Origin of the sequence: Shewanella sp. W3-18-1 (genome assembly GCF_000015185.1) — a bacterium.
GTDB lineage: Bacteria > Pseudomonadota > Gammaproteobacteria > Enterobacterales > Shewanellaceae > Shewanella > Shewanella putrefaciens.
Window position 1 is genome coordinate 749710 of the sequence record NC_008750.1, and the last position, 20536, is coordinate 770245.

Here is a 20536-nt window from a genome sequence, read left to right on the forward strand (position 1 = left end):
TCCTAGGTTTTTGTTTGATTTTGGGGGAAAAGTGCGAATTTTAATGAACAATTTCAAGGTAATTCGTTTTGTACGTCAGTGGTTACTGCTGGCGCTTTTGAGTATGGCGTTGCCACTGCAGGCGAGCGAAGATCCGCTGTGGATGGGGACTGCTGATTTACCTATGAGCGGACGCATCCATACTGGTGAACTTACTAATGGCATGCGTTATTTATTGGTGAGCAATAAGACGCCGGAGCAGGCGGTCATAGTGCGGATGCGGGTGGATGTGGGCTCTTTGGTGGAATCAGATACCGAGCAAGGGTTAGTTCACTTTCTTGAACATATGGCCTTTAATGGCTCGACCGGATTGGCCGCGGGGGAGATGATCCCTACTTTGCAGCGCCTTGGCCTGAGTTTTGGCGCCGATACCAATGCCGTGACAGAGTTTCAGCAGACGGTCTATCAATTTAACTTGCCGAGTAATAGCCAAGATAAAGTCGATACCGCTTTGTTTTTAATGCGAGAAATTGCCAGTAATCTATTACTCGATCCTGCGCTAATTGAGCGTGAAAAAGCGGTGGTGTTGTCTGAGCTGCGTGAACGTAGCGGTGCGGATCTTGAGAATTACCGTCATCAATTACAGTTTTTAATGCCAAACACATTGTTGTCAAAGCGCTTCCCTGTGGGTGAGGCGAACAGTATCAGTAATGCCAATCGCGAGGCGTTGCTGTCTTTATATCAGCGTTTTTATACACCCTCACGCACCACTTTAATTGTCGTGGGTGATATCGAGGTGGCCGCGGTAGAACAAAAGATAAAAAAACAGTTTGCCAGTTGGAAAGCCGCGCCTTTGGTCGCTAAAACCAAGGAACAAGCTATTGGTACTGTCGCAGAGCGCCAAAGTGTCGATGCGGCGGCATTTTTTGATCCAAGTCTGTCAACGTCAGTTTCCCTTGGCATGCTAAAACCCATCTCAGCGATTACCGATAGCCCTGATGTGCGGGAGCAGGAAATGTTGCTCGAGCTTGCCCACGGCATCTTGTATCGTCGTATGGAGTCGCAATTACTGCATAGCCAAGGTTTATATGGTGTAAACCTGCAGGTTGGGCCGCAGTTTGATATTGCCTATGGCACACAAATGAGCCTAGGTACGCAGGAAAATAACTGGCAAGAGGGAATCGCACTCTTGGAGAAAACCCTGCGTCAAGCAAAAGAGTTTGGTTTTAGCCAGCAGGAAATTGACCAGCAAATCAAACGTATGCATAAGGGATATCAGCTAAGTGTCGCGGGTAGCAGTACCATTCACAGTGTGAATATTGCCGAGAGTCTAGTGTATTCGGTGGCGGGCAATCGCGTCCCTGTCGAACCCGATTGGCAGCTCGCATTTTTTGAAAAAATAATGCCAACAGTGACACCGCAAAAGCTAAGCCAAGTGTTTAATCAAACATGGAACGCCACGCCGTATTTGTATCTGACGAGCAATAAGCCCATTGAAAATGCTGAAAAACAGCTTATCGCCAGCTACGAGAAAAGCCGTAAACAAGCGGTGAGCGCACCAGCAATCAAGGCGATTGATGAGTTTGCTTATACTCAGTTTGGCGAGCAAGGCAAGTTAGTTGCCGACAGTCGCGATAAGGAAACGGGGATTCGCCAACTGCAATTTGCCAATGGCGTGCGCCTTAATCTTAAGCCTACCAACTTTAACAAAGGCACCACATTGGTCAGCCTAAACATTGGCTTTGGTGAAGTGCCATTCCCTGAGTTGGATGGTTTGTCTTATCTGTTTAACAGTGCGTTTGTGCAGGGTGGGCTCAAGGCCCATGATTATGACAGTCTGCAGGATATTTTTGCTGGGCAAGATATTTCCATCAACTTAGGCCTGCGTGAGCAAAGTTTTGGCGGCGAGATTAGCACTAATGCCGCAGAGCTACGCACGCAGCTTGGCTTAATGACGGCTTATTTAATTGAGCCAGGTATGGATAAGCAGGCTGAGCAATTGTTTCGTGAACAAGTGATTGCCGAGCAACAAAGTATTCATAGCAACCCACAATCTGAGTTTTCTAATCAGTTTGCCCGTATCTCTCATAATGGTGATAAACGCTATGGTTATGGTGAGCCTGAAGAAATTCTCAAACGTCACTTTGGAGAATTAGCGCCGAGTTTCCATTCGGCCGTCGAGCAAGGGGCGATTGAACTCGCTATTGTGGGCGCTTTTGACGAAGCGAGTGCCATTGCTGCTGTGGCCGAAACGCTTGGCGCCATTAAGCGTAGCCCTATTGCAAATGGTCAGACGATACTACCTGTGTTTCCACAAGTGCCCGTTCAGAAAACATTAACCCATTATGGTCAACTGGATATGGCGGCACTTGCCATGGTTTGGCCTACAACGGATATGACTCACTTGAGTCAACATGTGGGATTGGGTCTGCTGGAGCAAGTGCTAAGCATTCTATTAACGGAAAACGTGAGGGAGAAAGCGGGCGCGAGTTATTCGCCATCGGCCTTTTCTTACAACGATTTCAATGCCAGCGGTTATGGTTACTTAGGTTTGTTTAGCGTGACGACTCAAGCTATGTTGCCAACGGTTGCCGAGTATTTCACCGCCGCAGTTAAGCAAGTTAAAGCGCCTTCGGGGATCAGTGAGGACTTACTTAATCGAGCCCGCCAACCAGTACTTGAGTGGATGCAAGCTGCGCCGCAAACCAATGGTTTTTGGTTAGATCTCACCTCAACCGCCCAGAGTCATCCCGGTCGTTTTACTGCCTTTAAACAAAGGCAAGCGTTAGCGCAGCAGATGACAGTTGCAGAACTTAATAAATTGGCGCAGCAATATCTGCAAGACGATAGCAGTTTAATGATCCAAGTCCTTCCTGCATCGGCAGAACCTCAGCAATGAGTGTTGGGCTCATAGAATAGTAGACTGATCATTCACCGACATATCCCCTGTGGTAGCAAACCGCAGGGGATATTTTTCTACCTCTTTCTTCCTCTATCTTCTGTTACCAACTTTTCTTTCTCGTTCGTGGTGTTATGCCCTCCAATAGGTCGTCAATGGAAATACCTGTTGTCGAAAATGCCACTCACAGATCTGTGCGAGTGAAACTAGGCTAGGCGCAACTTATGTGTGAGATGGCTAATGGGGTGAGGTATATGTTTCGATATCTATTGTGCAGTTTTATTTACCGATCTTCCTCAGGTGTATTTACGCCGCGATCATCCCGCCTTGCAGGAAGAGTGGAATATAGACACCTTTCTTAAATATTCGCATATCAATATCTTGTGGGAAAAGAGCGAAACTTGGGCCTTGGATGATGTGCTTATTGAGCTTGGGTTAACTCGCAATATTGTGCTGACCTTGGCCTGTTTTGAGCAGTCACTGTTTGTCGCGGCAGAGCCTCACCACAACATGATGGCAATTGCGCCACAATATTGCGAACAATATGCTCGCCAATTACACCCTGACTTAGTCAGTCGCCCCATCCCGTTAAGCGACGAATATCTTGATAAACTCGCCATTCCTTTTACCTTGATTTGGCATAAGAGAAACAGCCACAACCCCAAAATCACTTGGTTGCGAAACAGGATAAAAGCGATTTATCAGCCGCGTGCGCATGATTAAGACGTTAAGCTTCACAGAGGATATATGTTAGAACTGTTGACTCCTTTAAAGAAGACTGTAAATCAGTCTGCAAAAGATGACCTAGAGTACTGGCTAAGTTCCATGCCTGACAGGGCTGCTTGGTATGTTATTTCGGATTATTGTTTCGGGGACAAAACTAAGCAAAATGACACAGTGTCATTTACAGTTCTATTAAACTGCGATGTGGTTATAGTTATTATTGAGTTTGGTGGTAGTGTTTCCCGTCCCTTAGGCGTTTTGTGCTTTGAGGTAAAAATGGAATATTTAGAAGTCGAATCAACAGAAATTCCTATCCAGCTTTTGCTTGAAGCCGATCCCTCGGAGCAAAGCATTCGCTCATATCTAAGTGATTCGTGGTGCTACGTAGCGAAGAATAATGGACAGATTGTCGGTGCTTGTATTGCCAAATTAATCTGTGCTAGCACAGCAGAGATATTTAACATTGCAGTCTATCCTGACCATCAGCAGCAAGGTATTGGTTCTGGTTTAATAAAGCTTGCTTTGAACGAGTTAGCTAACAAAAAAATACATAGAGTGGAGTTGGGTACAGGTACGTTCGGTTATCAACTGACATATTATCAGCGCATAGGTTTTCGAGTTGACTCTGTTGTGAAAGAGCATTTCTTAGCAAATTATCCGGAACCCATTTTTGAAAACGGTATACAGCACAAAGATATGCTAAGGTTGTACATCGAATTTTAACCACGTAGATAAACGACTTTAAAAGGGACTGTCCACGAGTGGAGTTTCCAGTCCCATTGAACTGCGATGTGGTTACGGCTGTTGTGATTGAGTTTGGTGGTCGTGTTGTCTGCTCCTTAGGCGGGCGTTATTCCCAATTGCTGACAAATATGTTGGATACAAAGTTCCCGCTGTTGGCACCATAACCCGTAGCTGACGGGGATAAGTTTAATCCCCGCGCGCTGTAAGAGTTTATACAGTTCAATATCGAAAAAGTCCGCCCATGGCCCTGGGTAACCGATTAAATCTATTGCTAAATATTGGTTACCATAGCGGCACAGAATATCCAGTTCTAGCCCCGCCATATGGTAGGCGCGCCAGACTGTTATGCCTTTTGCTTCAATCGCCTGCGCCACCGACTGGCCGAAGCTATCGAGGGCATCGACATAATTGTGTGCCGCTTGAAATTGGCCCGCCGATGCTAAGTAAGTTGCCAGTAAATTATTGTTGGGGAGTTCATGCTCTTGTACCGATAAAAATAGCCACTGCATTTGTTTAGCGCGGGTGATGGCAACATTGAACATATCGGCTCGATTTAAATACACAGCGGCGCGGCTGTCGTTGGCCGTAATGCTAAACGACAGCAGCATAATATCGCGCTCTTCCCCTTGAAAACCAAAGGGCGTGGCAATCCGTAATTGGTGACGCTCGAGTTGTTGTGCGCTAAAGCGCGTGAGGATTTGCTGAGATAAATACTCCGTCTGATTGCGAAAACAGGAGAGCACACCAATGCTGGAAGGCACTAATACATTCTCTTGTTCATCAATCAGTTGAGCTAACTTTTGAATTAATGCCTCAGCTTCTATGGCGTTAATGCCCTTACTATCACGGCTGCCAGTAACGTGGACTCTGTGTAAGTGCCCTGAACTTGTGCAAGGTCTGTGCTGCATAATCTTCAGCATGCCTTGATAAAACTGCTGATTACTAAATTGGATCAGCTCAGGTTTACTCCGAAAATGCTCATTTAAAAATACCACTTGGGATTGGCTAGTAAGGGATTGCGATACTAAGTCGAGCATACTGGCATCACGGTAGCTCATTAGGCCGCGACAATCCGCAGCAAGTCCGAGCTGGGTCTGGATTTGGGTTTGTTTTGCGCGGGATAAAAACGAGAAATGGCGCAGCTGTTTGCTATCTCCCACCACCAATGCCGCCTTTGCTCGCTGCAAGGCGGGTAAACATGCGGCAATATTGGCTTGAGTGGCTTCATCAATAATTACTAAATCAAACATTTGCTGCTCCATAGGGAGCACTTTATGTAAGCTGGCAAGGCTAGATAACCAAATGGGAAAGGTTTGTTTTAAGGCATCAAAATCCGTCTTGTAGAAACCGTCGAGTTGCTTAGCGGACTGCCGGGCGCGTAACGCACTGGCAAAACTCATCAGTGTACTGCGCTTATGTTTGAGTAATTGGTTTAATCGATAGTGAGTGGCCAATTGTAAGTATTTGAGGCTTAAGCTTTCTTTTTGCGCGATGAGGGCCGTTAATTTATCGAGTTCATTCCATTGCTGGGCAAACCTTTTTATACCGGCACGGTAAGCCCAGTTGTAAAATCCTAAGCGCCAGCGGGATTGTCCTTGTTGTAAGGTCGCCAGTTTTTGGCCGCGACGTATGGCATGGCGGCAATGACGTATAAAGCCCGCTTCCATCTTGACTTGCTCGCGAGTCACAGTATTAAGTTGCTGTTTTACATTGAGTAGCAACCTATCAGAGACGGCTTCATCAGACGCAGGGTGCTGACCATGAAGCATTTCATCAATCTGGTTTTTTAGTGTTTTTATAAACTGCGGCGAGCCTGCTCGGATAAGGCTGCTCCCTAGCTGGAATTGTTGTTGCAATTTATCGGCAATCACATCAACAGCCACATCAGTGTGCGCGACGATAAGGACAGATTTGCCCCTTAATACCTGTTCTGCCGCCACTGTAGCGATGGTGTAACTCTTACCTGTTCCCGGTGGGCCTGAGATCTGTCCCAAAGTATGATTGGCCGCAATCTTTAAGGCCTGAATTTGCGCGCGGCTTAACAGCCCTGGAAGATAAGCCTCTTGCGTGTCTACACTGGTGCTTATTGATGTTGTTTGTTGTGTTCCTGCGAATAGTGCTTTAAGCGGTGCTGATGGTTCAGGTGCTGTTATTAGTTTGTCCAGTTCGTGCAATATGCCGCGACTTGCCAACGAACGCTCTGCAAGAATAATTTGGCTGCGGCTAACCATAAACTGCCCACGTTTACGGCATAAACTAGTGAATTCAGCCTCATCGATCAGCTTGGGAAAATGCAATAAATGACTGGTATCAACATCGGCTTGGCCAGCTCGTAGCCAAGCTATCCAGCCACTGACATCCGTTGGATTATCGCGTAAATCTTGGCTTAGGCTATGTCCTTCAACGACTAATTTTTCTAATAGAGCTTCATTGATAGTGAATGATCCGCTGCCAGATAAGGTGTTATTGCTCTCTAGGTAAATATTATCGCCATCAGCTTGTAGTTGGCATTCCCTATACAATAGCGGTGTCACTACTTTTCGTTTTTCACCATTGAGTTCGACGGTGCCACAAAAAAACAAACAGCAATGTAATAACACGCGTTCACGTAAATACAAGGCACTGCGGGCCAATAATGCAGAAGCTGGCGAAAATGGCAGGGGTAAACGAGGAAGAAAGCCACTGCTTAACTCGTCTGCTTTTTCGAGTAATAACCATTCTTTTTCTGCAAGTTTATGGGTCGACCAGAGGTTTATTTCAGCACTATCATGCTGAAAACATTGTTTGTAGTAGTTTAAAATTCCTTGCAACTGCTATTCATCCTAGAAACGTCATTGGCGATGTGAGGGTAACCTAATCCAATAGGGCGGACAAGTTGTGTACTGTCTTTGGATGATTTAGCCGTAGAGAGCGTAGGTTCCTCTGCGAACTGTTAAAAAATGCCCGCACTCACCTGCACAGAGGGGGGCTTTACTTGTGAACAAAAGTATCCGCTCACGCATTTGTATCAATTTAACCCTCATAAAGTGTGGTTTGTATCACTATTTTCATTGTTATTGAAATGTTTGTTATGTGTTTGATTTTGTGAAAAAATTGTTCTTATTTTTATATCTATCAGCCATTGTTGTGGCGCTATATCTGCGTAGACTAAACCTGATTTTTCGTCAGTCTATGAGGGATATAATGATAAAAAGTAAATTAAAGGAATGGGTTGCTGTTACCGTGGCGTGTTTAGCCGTTACGGCATGTGGATCAGATGATAAGGATGAAGGGAGTTCTGAACAAAACACCACTTATGTGCAATTCTACAATGCTTCTGCTAGAAGTACCGCAACGGCGCTCAAAGTTGCCGACAAAACCTATGAAAGTGTGATCTATGGTGATGCGATGCCCCGTTTTACGTCGACAGTTGGAGTATCTGCAATTGAGGTGATGGGGAAAGACGCCTCCAATAAAGAGATTTCTATTTACAAAGAGAATATTGAATTAAAAGCGGCAACGGATCACTTCTTTGTATTACATGGTGATTTTGCCGAACCTAAATTACTTAATATCAACTATTCTCGCACTGAACTCGATAAGCTCAACGAAGTGGCTGAAAACAGTAAAATGCAGCTCTTGATTGCCAATACCGCTGTACATGCCCAAGCCTTTGACGCCTATGTTGCTAAGTCGACCCAAACCTTTGCCGATGCCGTGATGTTAGGTAGTGTGGCTTATGGTGAAGTGTCGCAGCCGCAAATGATGGATACAGGTGAATATAAGGTTTATCTCACACCCGCGGGAACAACCAATGTTGCTTATACAACGGCTAACATTAAATTCAGTTCAAAGGTGCCCTATAAGTTGATTATCCGCGAAGGTTTTGGTGCTTCGGATGCCAAAATCACCTTAGACAGTGTCGATTCAACTACCAATGTTCGCAATCATGTGGCATTAGAAGCGAGTGTCGATTATCGCGTCTTTAACGGTTTAGGCTCGCATATTATTGATGTGAAAGTCGCCAGCAGTAAGCAAGAAACCCTGTTTAGCGAAGTGCCATCTTTTGGGGTGACTAGCTATCAAGGTGCTGAGTTTAATGATTTTGGTGTGAGTGTGTTCGACCACGGTACGCAAACTAAATTACTCGATAATGTGCTTATCACCCTTAACCAAGATGACATTAAAACCATCTTCATCTATGAGCAAACGAATGAGCAGGGCAGCCAAGTGAAGGCGATAGAGATGAAGCAAACTCAGACGCCAAATCCCTATAGCGTGAAGTTCGATATTGTGAGTTTTGCCGATAAAAGCAATCTAACCGTGTATTTTTTAAAGGCGAATGACACGATTGAAACGGCTGCAAATAAGATCACTGCGGTCAATCCAGCGAGCCCTCAGTCATTGACTGTGCCTGCTGGCGAATATTCCATTAAGGTCATCGCCGTGGAAAACGGTACTAAAACCGTTGTCTATGCATCCGACTTAATGGATTTCAGCAATGAAGACAATGTGACTATGGTGCTGAATAAAGATCCTTCTACCAGCTTTGGTTATAACCTCATTAAGCTGTAATTACTCACATAAGGTTATTAAGCAAATAAAAAAAGCGCTATCTAGGTCCTAGGTAGCGCTTTTTATTAATCCAGTGTTTATATTACTCGGATAGCTTTAGCTCTTGGCCGGGTTTAATAATGCTCTTAGCATTTAGCTGGTTCCACTTCATTAAATCAGCCAGTTTGACTTTATGTTTACGGGCGATTTTATCCAGTGAGTCACCGGATTTTACCTTATAAGTAGCCGCTTTTGTTTCCGTCGTTTTAGCTTTTGTTTCAGTGACCTTGGCGCTAGATTTACTGCTTGTTTTAGGCGTTGCTGGGGCAACTTTAGTCTCTTTATCATTAGCCGCCAAAGGGGTTAATAGCGTGAGTTCTTGGCCTACTTTGATCCTATCTGATGTGAGGTTATTCGCCTGTTTTAACTCACTCACTGAGATATCAAACTTAGCCGCTATAGCACCTAGACTATCACCCGATTTGACGATGTAACTTTGGCTGTCATATCTTTTTTGGGCATAGAGTTTATCTTGATTTTCCTGATAGGCACCGATGTTTTCAATGGGAAGGGCTATTTGATATTTGCCTTTACTGGGGATCACATTTTGACGGAAACCAGGGTTATAGGTTTTAAACTCTGCTTTAGTGAGTCCCGCCGCATTGGCAATGTGGCCAATTTCAACGCCATTAGGTGCGGGGAGTCGCTCAAGGAAAGGGCGATTGGCAATGGGAGGCACTTTTAAGTTGTAATGGCTAGGCTCGCGAATAATTTGAATAAAAGCGAGCCACTTAGGGACTGTTTGTACTTGTCTTGCAGGGATATTAAGTGACCAAAAATCGGTTGGCTTTCCCTTTGCTTTGTTTCTTTCTATTGCGGATTTTATAACCAATTCACCACTGTTATAGCCCGCTACAGCGTTGATCCAGTCATTGCCTAGGGTATCGTATAAGTGCTGTAAGTAGTCGAGAACGGCATCAGTTGAGGCCAGCGCATCTTTACGACCATCATAAGCGGAATTAATGGTCAGGCCAAAATTGCGACCAGTTGCAGGAATCATCTGCCATAAACCCGCCGGACCATTGGCTTGCGCTAGTGGGTTATAACCGCTTTCAACAATAGGTAATAAGGCTAATTCAAGCGGCATATTACGGGCTTCTAGTTGACTGACGATGTAATACAAAAAAGGCTCTGCACGGTCACCAACTTGATTCATAAATCTTTGTTTATCAGCAAAAAATTTACGTTGTTTACGTACTTCTGCTTCATCGTGTACGTCAATAGTGCGCGCATGTTGAATTTTTTCCCATACGTCGCTGTATTGTTCTTCAACGGGTTCAGGTGTATCGCTGGTCTCTTGTGCTGAATGGTCACTTTTACCTATTTCTTCAGGCGTAGTGGTAGTGAATTCTGTTGGCGCATTATCCGCCGAGGTGGCTACGCAGCCACTGAGATGGGCCGTTAGCATGGCTAGCATAAGCACTGCAAAAGCGTGCATTTGGCGAAAATGTTTCCGCATGATAGTCCTGTTATTAGGTGACTTAGCTTTCAATATTTGTGCACATGCTAATCTGTTTTTGTGTTTCTGGATAGTTATGTGCGTTTTTTGTACAGCTTGAGTCGAGTTTGGTTTGTGGGTTAGCTTTTAGATTTTTCAATAAATGCGGTAACATAAGCGCGATTTTTCACTGATTTAGGTAGTCATGTGCAGACGTTAGCGCAGTTAAGAGCAGGGCAATTACAAGGGATCACGCGTTTACAGTTGGTTGAAGATTTAACTGAGTTTCCGCAGGAGATTTTTGACTTAGCCGATACACTCGAAATCCTCGATTTATCGAATAATCAATTAAGTGCGCTGCCTCAAGATTTGTATCGTTTATCCAAACTGAAGATATTGTTTGCTTCCAATAATCGGTTTGAGCATTTACCCGAGGCTTTAGGACGTTGTCCAAGGTTAGAGATGATTGGTTTTAAGGCGAACCGCATCAAGACAGTGCCTGAGGCATCTTTACCATTACAAACTCGCTGGCTTATCTTAACCGATAATCAGATCGAAACCCTGCCTTTGGCAATGGGAGATTTACAGCGTCTGCAAAAATTAGCCTTGGCGGGCAATTGTTTAACGGCTTTGCCCGAGTCGATGGCTAATTGCCGTAACTTAGAATTAGTGCGTCTTTCGGCCAATCAACTGCAGGCGCTACCTGCTTGGTTACTGAGCTTACCTAAGCTGACTTGGCTCGCCTTTGCGGGTAATCCTTTTAGCCATACTTTGGTCGATCCCCACGCCGATGTCGCGACAGTTGCTAATGTTACCCTCGATGAGCTAAAGCTGACTGATAAGCTAGGAGAAGGTGCCTCTGGTGTGATTTACCATGGTCAATGGTTGACTCAATCTATGATTGAAGCGACGGGCTCGGCGCATGTTGCTGTCAAACTGTTTAAGGGCGAAGTGACAAGCGATGGTTATCCCGCAGATGAGTTAGATTGTTGCCTCACCACGGGAGATCATCCTTGCCTTATCAAGGTGGTAGCGCACATTAGCCAAAAAGATCAATTGGGCTTAGTGATGGCGCTTATTCCCGAAGAATTTCGTAATTTAGGGTTACCGCCAAACTTAGACACTTGTACCCGCGATACCTTTACCGCGGATAGCCAATTTAGCCTTACCGATATTATAAAAATTGCATATCAGTTATCTGATGTTATGGAACATATGCATGCTAAGCAGGTAAGCCATGGCGATATATATGCCCATAATATTGTGATTAATAAAGAGATGAAGTTACTTTTTGGGGATTTTGGTGCAGCGTCTAATTTACGACAGTTAACCGATGTTGAACGCTTGGCGATGGAGAAAATTGAAATACGAGCATTAGGCTGTTTAATCGAAGATCTGTTGGCCTATGCCGATGCTCATGTCAATCCAGCAGATTATGCGCAGTTAACGGCAATTAAAGAGAGGTGTATGGTCGCTGATTTAGGGCTGCGTCCGAGTTTTAGTGCGGTAAAACATACACTTTTAAATGTAATACCTAGGGGGGGCTGACGCTTAGGAGCTCAGTATAAACAGTGTGATTTTACATCTGTTGCAGTTTTAATGGTTTTTTTAGGTTTTTGTGTGTTTCGCTTTTTAATTGTTAGTTCTTTAGTTAAGTGGCTGTTTTGTTTGACTCTGTGTTTCGTTTTTTACTAGCGTAAATCTGGATAATGCCTTTAGGCTATGTGCCGCACGATGGCGAAAGCGTATAGATGCCGTGCGGTTAACGATCTTAGGCTCAATCCGGTTTGTTGTCGGATAGGATGTCCGCTAAATGGTAAAAACGATAGGTTTTACACATTATGTTTAAACAAAAAATGAATCAACAAGCGCGTATTTCTCCTCTTTTTTCTGCAAAAAATAATATACATATTTATTCAAAGGCGCTGTTTTTTGCGTTTTTATCATTATTGCTCATCTGTATATTTGCCATCAATTTACCCTCAGCTACTGCCGCAGAGGATAAAAATGAGGCTATTCCCGTCACAGTGGAGGCCGTAAAAGCTGCGACTTTTGCCGATGTAGTGAAGGAAGTGGGCAAAATTAACGCTATTGACTCGGCGATACTCAATTTCAACGCGAGCGAAAAAATCAGTGCTATTCACTTTAGCAATGGTGACAAGGTGACTAAAGGACAGGTCATAGCCGAGTTGGATAACACTAAGGCTAAAGCGGATTTAGATAAGGCCAAAAGTACCTTAGCGCTTGCCAAAACCAAACTTGAACGGGTTGAAGATTTGCTGATCAAAGAACCTTTTGCTTTGGCGAAGCAGGATGTGGATGAGCTCAGGGAAAACGTCAATCTTGCTGATGCGGATTTTCGCCAAAAGCAAGCGATCATGAATGACTACTTAATCAAGGCGCCCTTTGATGGGCAGTTAACCAGTTTTAGCCAGTCAATTGGTAGCCAAATTGGTGCGGGAACTGCCCTTGTCACGCTCTACAGCTTACATCCTGTTGAAGTGCGTTATGCCATCAGTCAAAACGATTTCGGTAAAGCGAAAAAGGGACAAGAGGTGGATGTCACCGTTGAGGCCTATGGAACACAGATTTTTAATGGGGTAGTGAATTATGTGGCTCCTGCAATTGATGAAAGTGCTGGGCGTGTCGAAATCCATGCAACGATTGATAACGCAGAGTTTAAGCTTGCGCCCGGCATGTTTGCCAATATTAAGCAGTATTATAGTCAAGGCACTCAACGCCTATTAGTGCCACAAAATTCAATTATTGCGAATAATGAAGAGCGTTTTGTCTGGTTAGTAAGGGGAGATTCAGCAATAAAACAATCGGTTAAGTTAGCTCATAACACTAATGACGGTTATGCCATAGTGACTCAAGGCTTAATTGAAGGTGACTTAGTGGTTAAAACCGGTATGCAAAATCTTAAGTCCGATAGCACGATTAAGATTGTTCAAGATAAACAAACCTTGCCGAATACAGCGACTTCTGGCGCAGTGGAGATTAAGTAATGCGGTTGCCTGAGGTTTGTATTCGTCACCCTATATTTGCTTCTGTACTCAGTATTATGGCTGTTCTACTGGGGTTAATTGCCTTTCACAAACTCGATATTCAATATTTCCCTGAGCACACGACTCACTCGGCATCGGTAAATGCATCGATTGCAGGGGCTAGCGCCGATTTTATGTCGAGCAATGTCGCCGATAAGTTGGTTGCTGCCGCATCTGGATTAGATAAAGTCGATACCATGTCGACCGACTGTAGTGAGGGCCGCTGCTCGTTAACGATTAAATTTAAAGATGACACTACCGATATTGAATACACCAACTTAATGAATAAGTTGCGTAGTAGCGTTGAAGGGATTAACGATTTCCCCCAGAGCATGATAGATAAGCCCACAGTGACAGACGATACTTCGGCTACCGATTCTGCCAGTAATATCATCACCTTTGTGAATACTGGAGGTATGGAAAAACAGGCGATGTACGACTACATCAGCCAGCAATTAGTGCCGCAGCTCAAACAAGTTCAAGGCGTTGGCGCTGTGTGGGGGCCCTATGGAGGATCACAAAAAGCAGTGAGAGTCTGGCTTAATCCTGAGCAAATGAAGGCACTCAACATTAAGGCCGCCGATGTGGTGGGCACGTTAGGCTCCTACAATGCCAGTTTTACCTCGGGTGCCATTAAAGGGAAGTCGCGGGATTTCTCGATTAACCCTTTGAATCAAGTTGAGACGCTAGAAGATGTGAAGGATCTGGTGATCAAGGTCAGCGACGGCAAGATCATCCGCGTATCCGATGTTGCTGAGGTGGTGATGGGCGAGGAGAGTTTATCGCCGAGTCTGTTGTCGATTGGTGGACATAGTGCAATGTCATTGCAGATTTTGCCGCTGAGCAACGCTAATCCCGTGACTGTGGCTTCGAACATTAAAGCCGAAATTGCACGTATGCAGAAACATTTACCCCAAGGCTTAGAAATGAACTTGGCCTACAATCAAGCGGATTTTATTGAAGCCGCTATCGATGAAGGCTTTGCTGCGTTGATTGAAGCGGTGATCTTGGTCTCGCTGATTGTGGTGCTATTTTTAGGGAGCTTACGGGCGGCATCGATCCCGATTATTACCATTCCCGTGTGCGTAATTGGGGTGTTTGCGGTGATGTCGGCCCTCGGTTTTAGTATCAATGTATTGACGATTCTGGCAATTATTTTGGCTATTGGCCTTGTTGTGGACGATGCCATTGTGGTCGTCGAAAACTGTTATCGCCATATCGAAAATGGTGAAACCCCCTTTAATGCCGCAATTAATGGGTGTCAGGAGATCATCTTCCCAATCATTGCCATGACCTTAACGCTCGCCGCGGTTTATTTGCCGATTGGATTAATGTCTGGCTTAACCGCCGATCTGTTTAGGCAATTCTCCTTCACCTTAGCTGCCGCTGTGATTATCTCCGGCATGGTGGCGTTGACCTTATCGCCGATGATGAGTGCTTATCTTATCAATACCACTGAGCAGCAGCCTAAATGGTTTAGCCGAGTCGAAGGTGCGCTGCAGCAGTTAAATCATTTGTATATCAATGAACTCAGTAAATGGTTTACCCGTAAGCGCCAAATGCTCGGGATGGCCTTGGTGCTTATGGGTCTTGCGGGCATCGCCTATTGGCAGTTGCCTAAGATACTCTTGCCCGTAGAGGATTCAGGCTTTATCGATGTGGCGGCTAATGGCCCTACGGGCGTGGGGCGGCAGTATCATTTGGACCATAATAGCGAGCTTAATGGTGTGATTGACGGCCATCCTGCGGTGGGGGCGAATCTGTCCTATATCGAGGGTGAGCCCGTCAATCATGTGCTGCTTAAACCTTGGGGGGAGCGTCGTGAGGGGATAGATGAAGTGATCGCTGATTTGATCGCTAAATCGAAGGAAAGCGTTTCTGCCTATAATATGTCCTTCAGCATCCGCTCGGCAGATAACCTAAATATTGCTACCAATGTACGCTTGGAACTCACGACCTTAGACCGTAACAAGGATAAGTTGAGTGAGACGGCTGCCAAGGTGCAAAAGCTTATGGAGGATTACCCGGGTTTAACGAATGTGGGTAACTCAGTACTAAGGGATCAACTGCGCTACGATCTATCTATCGATCGTAATGCCATTATCCTCTCTGGGGTGAGCTATGGCGATGTAACGAATGCACTCTCGACATTTTTAGGCTCAGTAAAAGCGGCGGATTTACACGCTACCGATGGGTTTACCTATCCCATTCAAGTGCAAGTTAATTTAGATAAGCTCAGTGATTTTAGGGTAATGGATAAACTCTATGTCACCTCTGAATCAGGTCAGGCTCTGCCACTGTCACAGTTTGTGTCGATTAATCAGACCACCGCAGAATCTAATATAAAGACCTTTATGGGCCTCGATAGCGCGGAGTTGACGGCGGATATTATGCCCGGTTATTCCACCGATGAAATCAAAGCCTACTTAGACGAACAGCTACCAACCCTGCTCACCGATGCTCAGGGCTTTAAATACAATGGTGTAATAAAGGAACTGATGGATTCACAGGCGGGTACTCAGTCGTTATTTTTGTTGGCACTGGTGTTTATCTATCTGATTTTGGCTGCGCAGTTTGAAAGTTTTGTCGATCCCTTAATCATTCTGCTCACAGTTCCCTTATGTATTGTTGGTGCGCTGCTGACCTTGACCTTGTTTGGTCAGAGTCTAAATATCTACTCACAAATTGGGTTACTAACTCTAGTTGGGCTAGTGACTAAGCACGGTATCTTGCTGGTGGAATTTGCCAACAAGCAGCAACTTCAAGGCTTTAGCGCGATTGAGTCGGCGCTGAGCAGTGCCAAGTCGCGTTTAAGGCCGATTCTTATGACCTCACTCACCATGATTTTAAGTGCTATTCCCTTAGCGCTGGCCTCGGGCCCTGGCTCGTTAGGGTTAGCCAATATAGGCTTGGTCTTAGTGGGTGGTTTATTAGCAGGCACTTTCTTCTCATTATTTGTAGTGCCTGTGGCCTATGTCGCTATGGCCGAGTTAAAGGCAAGGGATGTATACCCAAGTTACCTGAAGATGCAGGATTCAGCGGCTGATTTTAATGATTAAGTAACGCACTTTAGGCAATGCCATTTATTGCTCCTGCATAAATGGCATTCACGCCTTCCATGGCGATTGCGGTTATTGCTAGACTGCGCTCGGCGTGATTGCAGTTGGGGTATTCGCTGACCAGTTTTGAATTGAGTCGGCAATTGTGTAGACTCCGCTAGGTTTATGGCGTGAATAGCGTAAAGACTCATCAGCAATGAAAGACTGGTATTATGGGTGTCAGATTAGTACTTAAATTAGTACCTAGATTAGTAACGAGATTGACTCCACTAGGCTTAGGCCTGACTGTGCTTGGGTGCGCCTTAGTGGGGAGCTTTTATTCCCCTCAGTCCTTTGCCTCTATTTGGGATTTATTTACCAATAAGCGAGGAGTGAGTCAGACAAGTGTCCCCAAGGACAGCCCTCGTATTGAGCTCGTTGGCTCGCTTCCCGCTGATACTGAGCTAGAGCTTATCGGTTTTTATTATTCATCAATTTGCACCGAGAAAGAGATGTATTTCCCCAGTGGTGATATCGCTAATCCCCAGTGGCGCACCAAAGGTACGACTTCTCAATTGCGGCAAGTGGTCACCAGTTTGCACAGTGCCAGTCATTTTACCCAATCTGTTGCGTTGCAGGGCGGAGGGTCATGTGAGTGGCAGCTGACTAACATTCAATTGAATATGTCACTTCTGCCCAGTCATCGCTTGTGGCAGGAAGCGCAATCCTTGGAAAAGCAGTATTTAGCTGAGTTACCTGTCGCCAAGGTGAAAGATGAAGCCCTTGAAAAAGATGCTTTTAAGCAGTCTTTTGACTTGATACCCACCTTAAAGGAAGCTGATGCGGCCAGCGTTGATAGCAATGACGCCACTATCTCCTTTTCACCAATTTATTATCCTATTTACAGTTATGCCCCCGAGGATAAGCAGCCCTTTGATGTTGGGCTGAAAAGCAGTTTGCAGCGCGAGGTTTCTGACCGATGGAGTTTGCAACACTCGAGGCGTATCCGTTTAACCGATGAACGGGTAACACGGGTGAATTTTACCCCTCACATTGCTGAAGATTATGCTGTGAATATCCATATCTTGGACAGAAAAGCCAAGGTAAGTTATCCCGATGGCACCGAGTTTACCTACATCAAGGCCGATTTACGGCTTTATCCTTACGATTCTGCAAAATCCCGCTTCAACAGCTTACAGCGCAGTGCGCGTCTTGAAGATAAAAGACAGTTAGCCAAGATTTACGATTCAGGCATTGAGCATGTGTTTAAAGGGGATAAAGCCAAGGCTGAAGTCTTGTATCGCGAATTGGGTGAGGCAGGGGATATGGAATCAATCAACTGGCTTAGAGAACGGGCTCGTTGGGGCTACATTAAAGATGGCCAGTACTGGTTAGAGCGCGCTGCTAAGCTTGGCGATATTCAAGCTCAACTGGAGTTAATTAATCAACCCTTATCCGTCATTCCTCTGGGTAAAGTGAATACTGGCCAAGCAAAAATCCGTGAGCAGCAAGCATGGCAAGCGTTAACTGAACTGACTAAGCAGGGAATACCTCAAGCCGTCAGCACGATGGCGTATTATCAAGTGTTTTCTTGCTCGCCCTATTTTGATACCACCGCAGCGCTGGATAATTATCGTAAAAGTGTTAAAACTCAACCTGATTTAGCCCAGGGCGCTGCTGAAACCTATTATTACTTTAAAGAGGATTTTAAACAGGCCGAGGAGTTTTGGGATATTGCCGCTGAGCAGGATCTATATAGTGCTGCTGAATTTGCCAATATTTTAATGACAGATAAATATAAAAATGTGGCTAAAGCACGATATTTACTAGAGAAAGTCGCTAATTACGGTGCTGAACAAGGTCTTCAAAATAACATTATGGGTACGGCGTATTTTCAATTGGCGACCTTACTTGAGAATGCAGATAGTGGGGATAAAGATCTTGGTCGTGCGCTCGCCCTTTACCAGATGAGTATTGATCTTGCTGCAGGTTTTTCAAATGATTATGAAACTCAAGCTAAGGCGAGAGTGCAAGCACTACAAAATTTATCGAGATAGCGAATAAAAGTGGTAATCGGGTTTGAAATTGCGCTAGCTTAGCCCCAATAACTTCCAGTCAGGTCTTTTGTATCGAATAAATATTGTTCCTCTCATTACGCGTTAATTCCTGCCGTTTTCACGCGGTAATTGACGAGTTTTGTGCAATGTCTTAGTTAACTATTCGCATATAAAAGAGTTAAGCCGTTACCTTCGCTAAAGGAATATTCTATGTCAGCTTTACCTAATGATTATGTCCATATCCATATTGAACAAGCTGGTGCACCTGAGGTGATGCAGCTCGCTCGCTCCCCTTTACCTATCCCTTCGGCAGGACAAGTGCTTATTCGTGTGCATGCTGCAGGGGTGAATGGGCCTGATATCAAGCAAAGAGTCGGTATATATCCGCCTCCGCCAGGGGCATCGCCCATTATAGGGCTTGAGGTTGCAGGGGAGATTTGCGCTCTGGGTGACGGCGTAAACCAATGGCAAATCGGCGATAAGGTATGCGCCTTAGTTCCGGGCGGTGGTTATGGTGAGTATGCGCTGACCTATGCTGCCCATTGTTTACCAATACCAACTGATTTTAGTTATGTTCAGGCTGCTGCATTACCGGAAACCTTGTTCACCGTATGGGGCAATTTGTTTATGCGTGCGGGGCTAAAAGCAGGTGAAACTGTGCTCATCCATGGCGGTTCTGGCGGTATCGGTAGCACAGCCATTCAGCTTGCAAGTGCGTTAGGAGCCAAAGTGATTGCTACCACAGGCAAGGATGAAAAGCGCGACTACTGCTTGGGTCTAGGTGCCCATGAGGTGATTAACTATCAAAGCCAAAACTTTGTTGAAGCCGTGATGGCATTCACGCAAGACAAAGGAGTAAATGTGGTATTTGATATTGCGGGTGGTGACTTTATCAACTTGAATTTACAAGCTCTTGCAATGGATGGGCGAATGGTGTCAGTAGCCATGCAGCGTGGCCCTAAAGCCGAGGTTGAACTCTTTCGCTTAATGGCAAAGCGCATCGTTTGGACAGGTTCCACCTTAAGACCGCAGAGTGTGGAGTCTAAAGCCGCAATCGCCAATGAATTGCAAACAACCGTATGGCCGCTTTTGGATAGTCATAAAATAGTGCCTAATATTTTTGCAACTTTTCCGTTGAATGAGGCTCCTAAAGCGCATGCTTTGATGGAGTCTGGCGAGCATAGGGGAAAAGTGGTTCTCACATTGGTTTGATTAAAACGGCAAGTGAGCGATTAGGATGAATTTTACAGTAAAGCTGTCCTAGTCAGTCTTTTGATGGATTAAAGGGCTGAATAAAAACTGGCAGCGATGGTTTTTTCGACTAAAGTCGTTAGTGCCGCAACTTTTTGGGGACTTTGGCTGAAATTAATACGTAATAAGTGAAAATTTCATGGTATGAGGCATTGATTATCGGAAATATTCTGTAAAAATACCCACTTGAAAACGTCAGAGACAATCCGGCGCTATTTGTGGATCAAAGCAAGCGACACTTCGCTTATTCAGACTAAAAAACTCATGGTGTATGTGTTGATTTAAGGGTATTGGCATATATGTATAACACAGCAAAGAAACAAGTTTGGTATGGTGAGCTGAGAACATCGAAAGGCAATGCGATTGTCGTCCATGACAACCAACTGCCAGACGCCTCTCCTGGACGAATCTACCTATACAATACAGAGCGTGACGCCATTGTTGAGTACGTGGAAGATATTGTTAAAGTGAACCTATATGACTTAGATGAGGCTGCGTTAAAAGCTGCTGAGGCTAAGTTTGGTGGAGCATGGAAAGCGGCTAGATCTCAATTTATGAGCAAACATCAAGCTCGTATTGATCTTAATAATGTCAAAGAGACCGCTCCTGTACGTAAGGCGAAGCCTGAAGTTGAGCCTGAAATTGAAACCGATGCTATCGGTGCAGATTTTGATGATGACTGGGGCGATGATTTTGATGATTAACACAGTGTTGGCCTAGAGCCAAATGCTGTAAGGAATAAAATAGCCATTATTTTATTCCTTATC

The 20536-nt window shown here is 45.0% G+C and carries 12 protein-coding genes; 10 read left to right on the top strand and 2 right to left on the bottom strand.

Annotation, left to right across the window (positions count from 1 at the left end; genetic code table 11):
* Positions 1-43 precede the first annotated feature (43 nt).
* From SPUTW3181_RS03530 to SPUTW3181_RS21470, 3 genes are all read left to right on the top strand, one after another.
* Complete coding sequence (locus tag SPUTW3181_RS03530) at positions 44-2878, top strand: M16 family metallopeptidase (RefSeq protein WP_041407965.1); 2835 nt, start codon at positions 44-46, stop codon at positions 2876-2878.
* Positions 2879-3178: 300 nt separating this feature from the next.
* Complete coding sequence (locus tag SPUTW3181_RS03535; protein ID WP_011788061.1) at positions 3179-3601, top strand: LysR family transcriptional regulator; 423 nt, start codon at positions 3179-3181, stop codon at positions 3599-3601.
* A gap of 24 nt (positions 3602-3625) precedes the next feature.
* Positions 3626-4324, top strand: a complete 699-nt coding sequence (locus tag SPUTW3181_RS21470) for a GNAT family N-acetyltransferase (RefSeq protein ID WP_011788062.1) — start codon at positions 3626-3628, stop codon at positions 4322-4324.
* Between the two features lie 116 nt (positions 4325-4440).
* Here the strand turns inward: SPUTW3181_RS21470 and SPUTW3181_RS03545 are convergent, their stop codons facing one another.
* Entirely contained in the window at positions 4441-7155 is a 2715-nt protein-coding gene (locus SPUTW3181_RS03545) for a DEAD/DEAH box helicase (protein WP_011788063.1), read from the bottom strand.
* Between the two features lie 373 nt (positions 7156-7528).
* On the opposite strand from SPUTW3181_RS03545, the gene SPUTW3181_RS03550 reads away from it, so the two are divergent.
* The gene (locus tag SPUTW3181_RS03550; protein WP_011788064.1) at positions 7529-8899 is read left to right on the top strand and encodes a hypothetical protein; all 1371 of its coding nucleotides are present in this window, start codon (positions 7529-7531) and stop codon (positions 8897-8899) included.
* Between the two features lie 82 nt (positions 8900-8981).
* Here the strand turns inward: SPUTW3181_RS03550 and SPUTW3181_RS03555 are convergent, their stop codons facing one another.
* Positions 8982-10397 carry a LysM peptidoglycan-binding domain-containing protein gene (locus tag SPUTW3181_RS03555; protein ID WP_011788065.1) on the bottom strand — a complete coding sequence of 472 codons (1416 nt, stop codon included), beginning with the start codon at positions 10395-10397 and terminating at the stop codon, positions 8982-8984.
* 186 nt (positions 10398-10583) lie between these two features.
* On the opposite strand from SPUTW3181_RS03555, the gene SPUTW3181_RS03560 reads away from it, so the two are divergent.
* The 6 genes from SPUTW3181_RS03560 (at position 10584) to SPUTW3181_RS03585 (ending at position 20473) form a co-directional block, all read left to right on the top strand.
* Positions 10584-11924, top strand: coding sequence for a leucine-rich repeat-containing protein kinase family protein (locus SPUTW3181_RS03560; protein ID WP_011788066.1), 1341 nt, complete (start codon positions 10584-10586; stop codon positions 11922-11924).
* 293 nt (positions 11925-12217) lie between these two features.
* On the top strand, positions 12218-13384 hold the full coding sequence (locus tag SPUTW3181_RS03565) for an efflux RND transporter periplasmic adaptor subunit (protein WP_011788067.1): 1167 nt from the start codon (positions 12218-12220) through the stop codon (positions 13382-13384).
* Positions 13384-16482, top strand: a complete 3099-nt coding sequence (locus tag SPUTW3181_RS03570; RefSeq protein ID WP_011788068.1) for an efflux RND transporter permease subunit — start codon at positions 13384-13386, stop codon at positions 16480-16482. Before SPUTW3181_RS03565 ends, SPUTW3181_RS03570 begins: the two co-directional genes overlap by 1 nt.
* Before the next feature lie 212 nt (positions 16483-16694).
* Complete coding sequence (locus SPUTW3181_RS03575) at positions 16695-18518, top strand: sel1 repeat family protein (RefSeq protein WP_011788069.1); 1824 nt, start codon at positions 16695-16697, stop codon at positions 18516-18518.
* A 210-nt stretch (positions 18519-18728) separates the two neighbouring features.
* Positions 18729-19730 (top strand): NAD(P)H-quinone oxidoreductase, encoded by a 1002-nt coding sequence (locus SPUTW3181_RS03580; RefSeq protein ID WP_011788070.1) that lies wholly within the window; start codon positions 18729-18731, stop codon positions 19728-19730.
* Between the two features lie 338 nt (positions 19731-20068).
* Positions 20069-20473 (top strand): hypothetical protein, encoded by a 405-nt coding sequence (locus tag SPUTW3181_RS03585; RefSeq protein WP_011788071.1) that lies wholly within the window; start codon positions 20069-20071, stop codon positions 20471-20473.
* Positions 20474-20536: the final 63 nt, after the last annotated feature.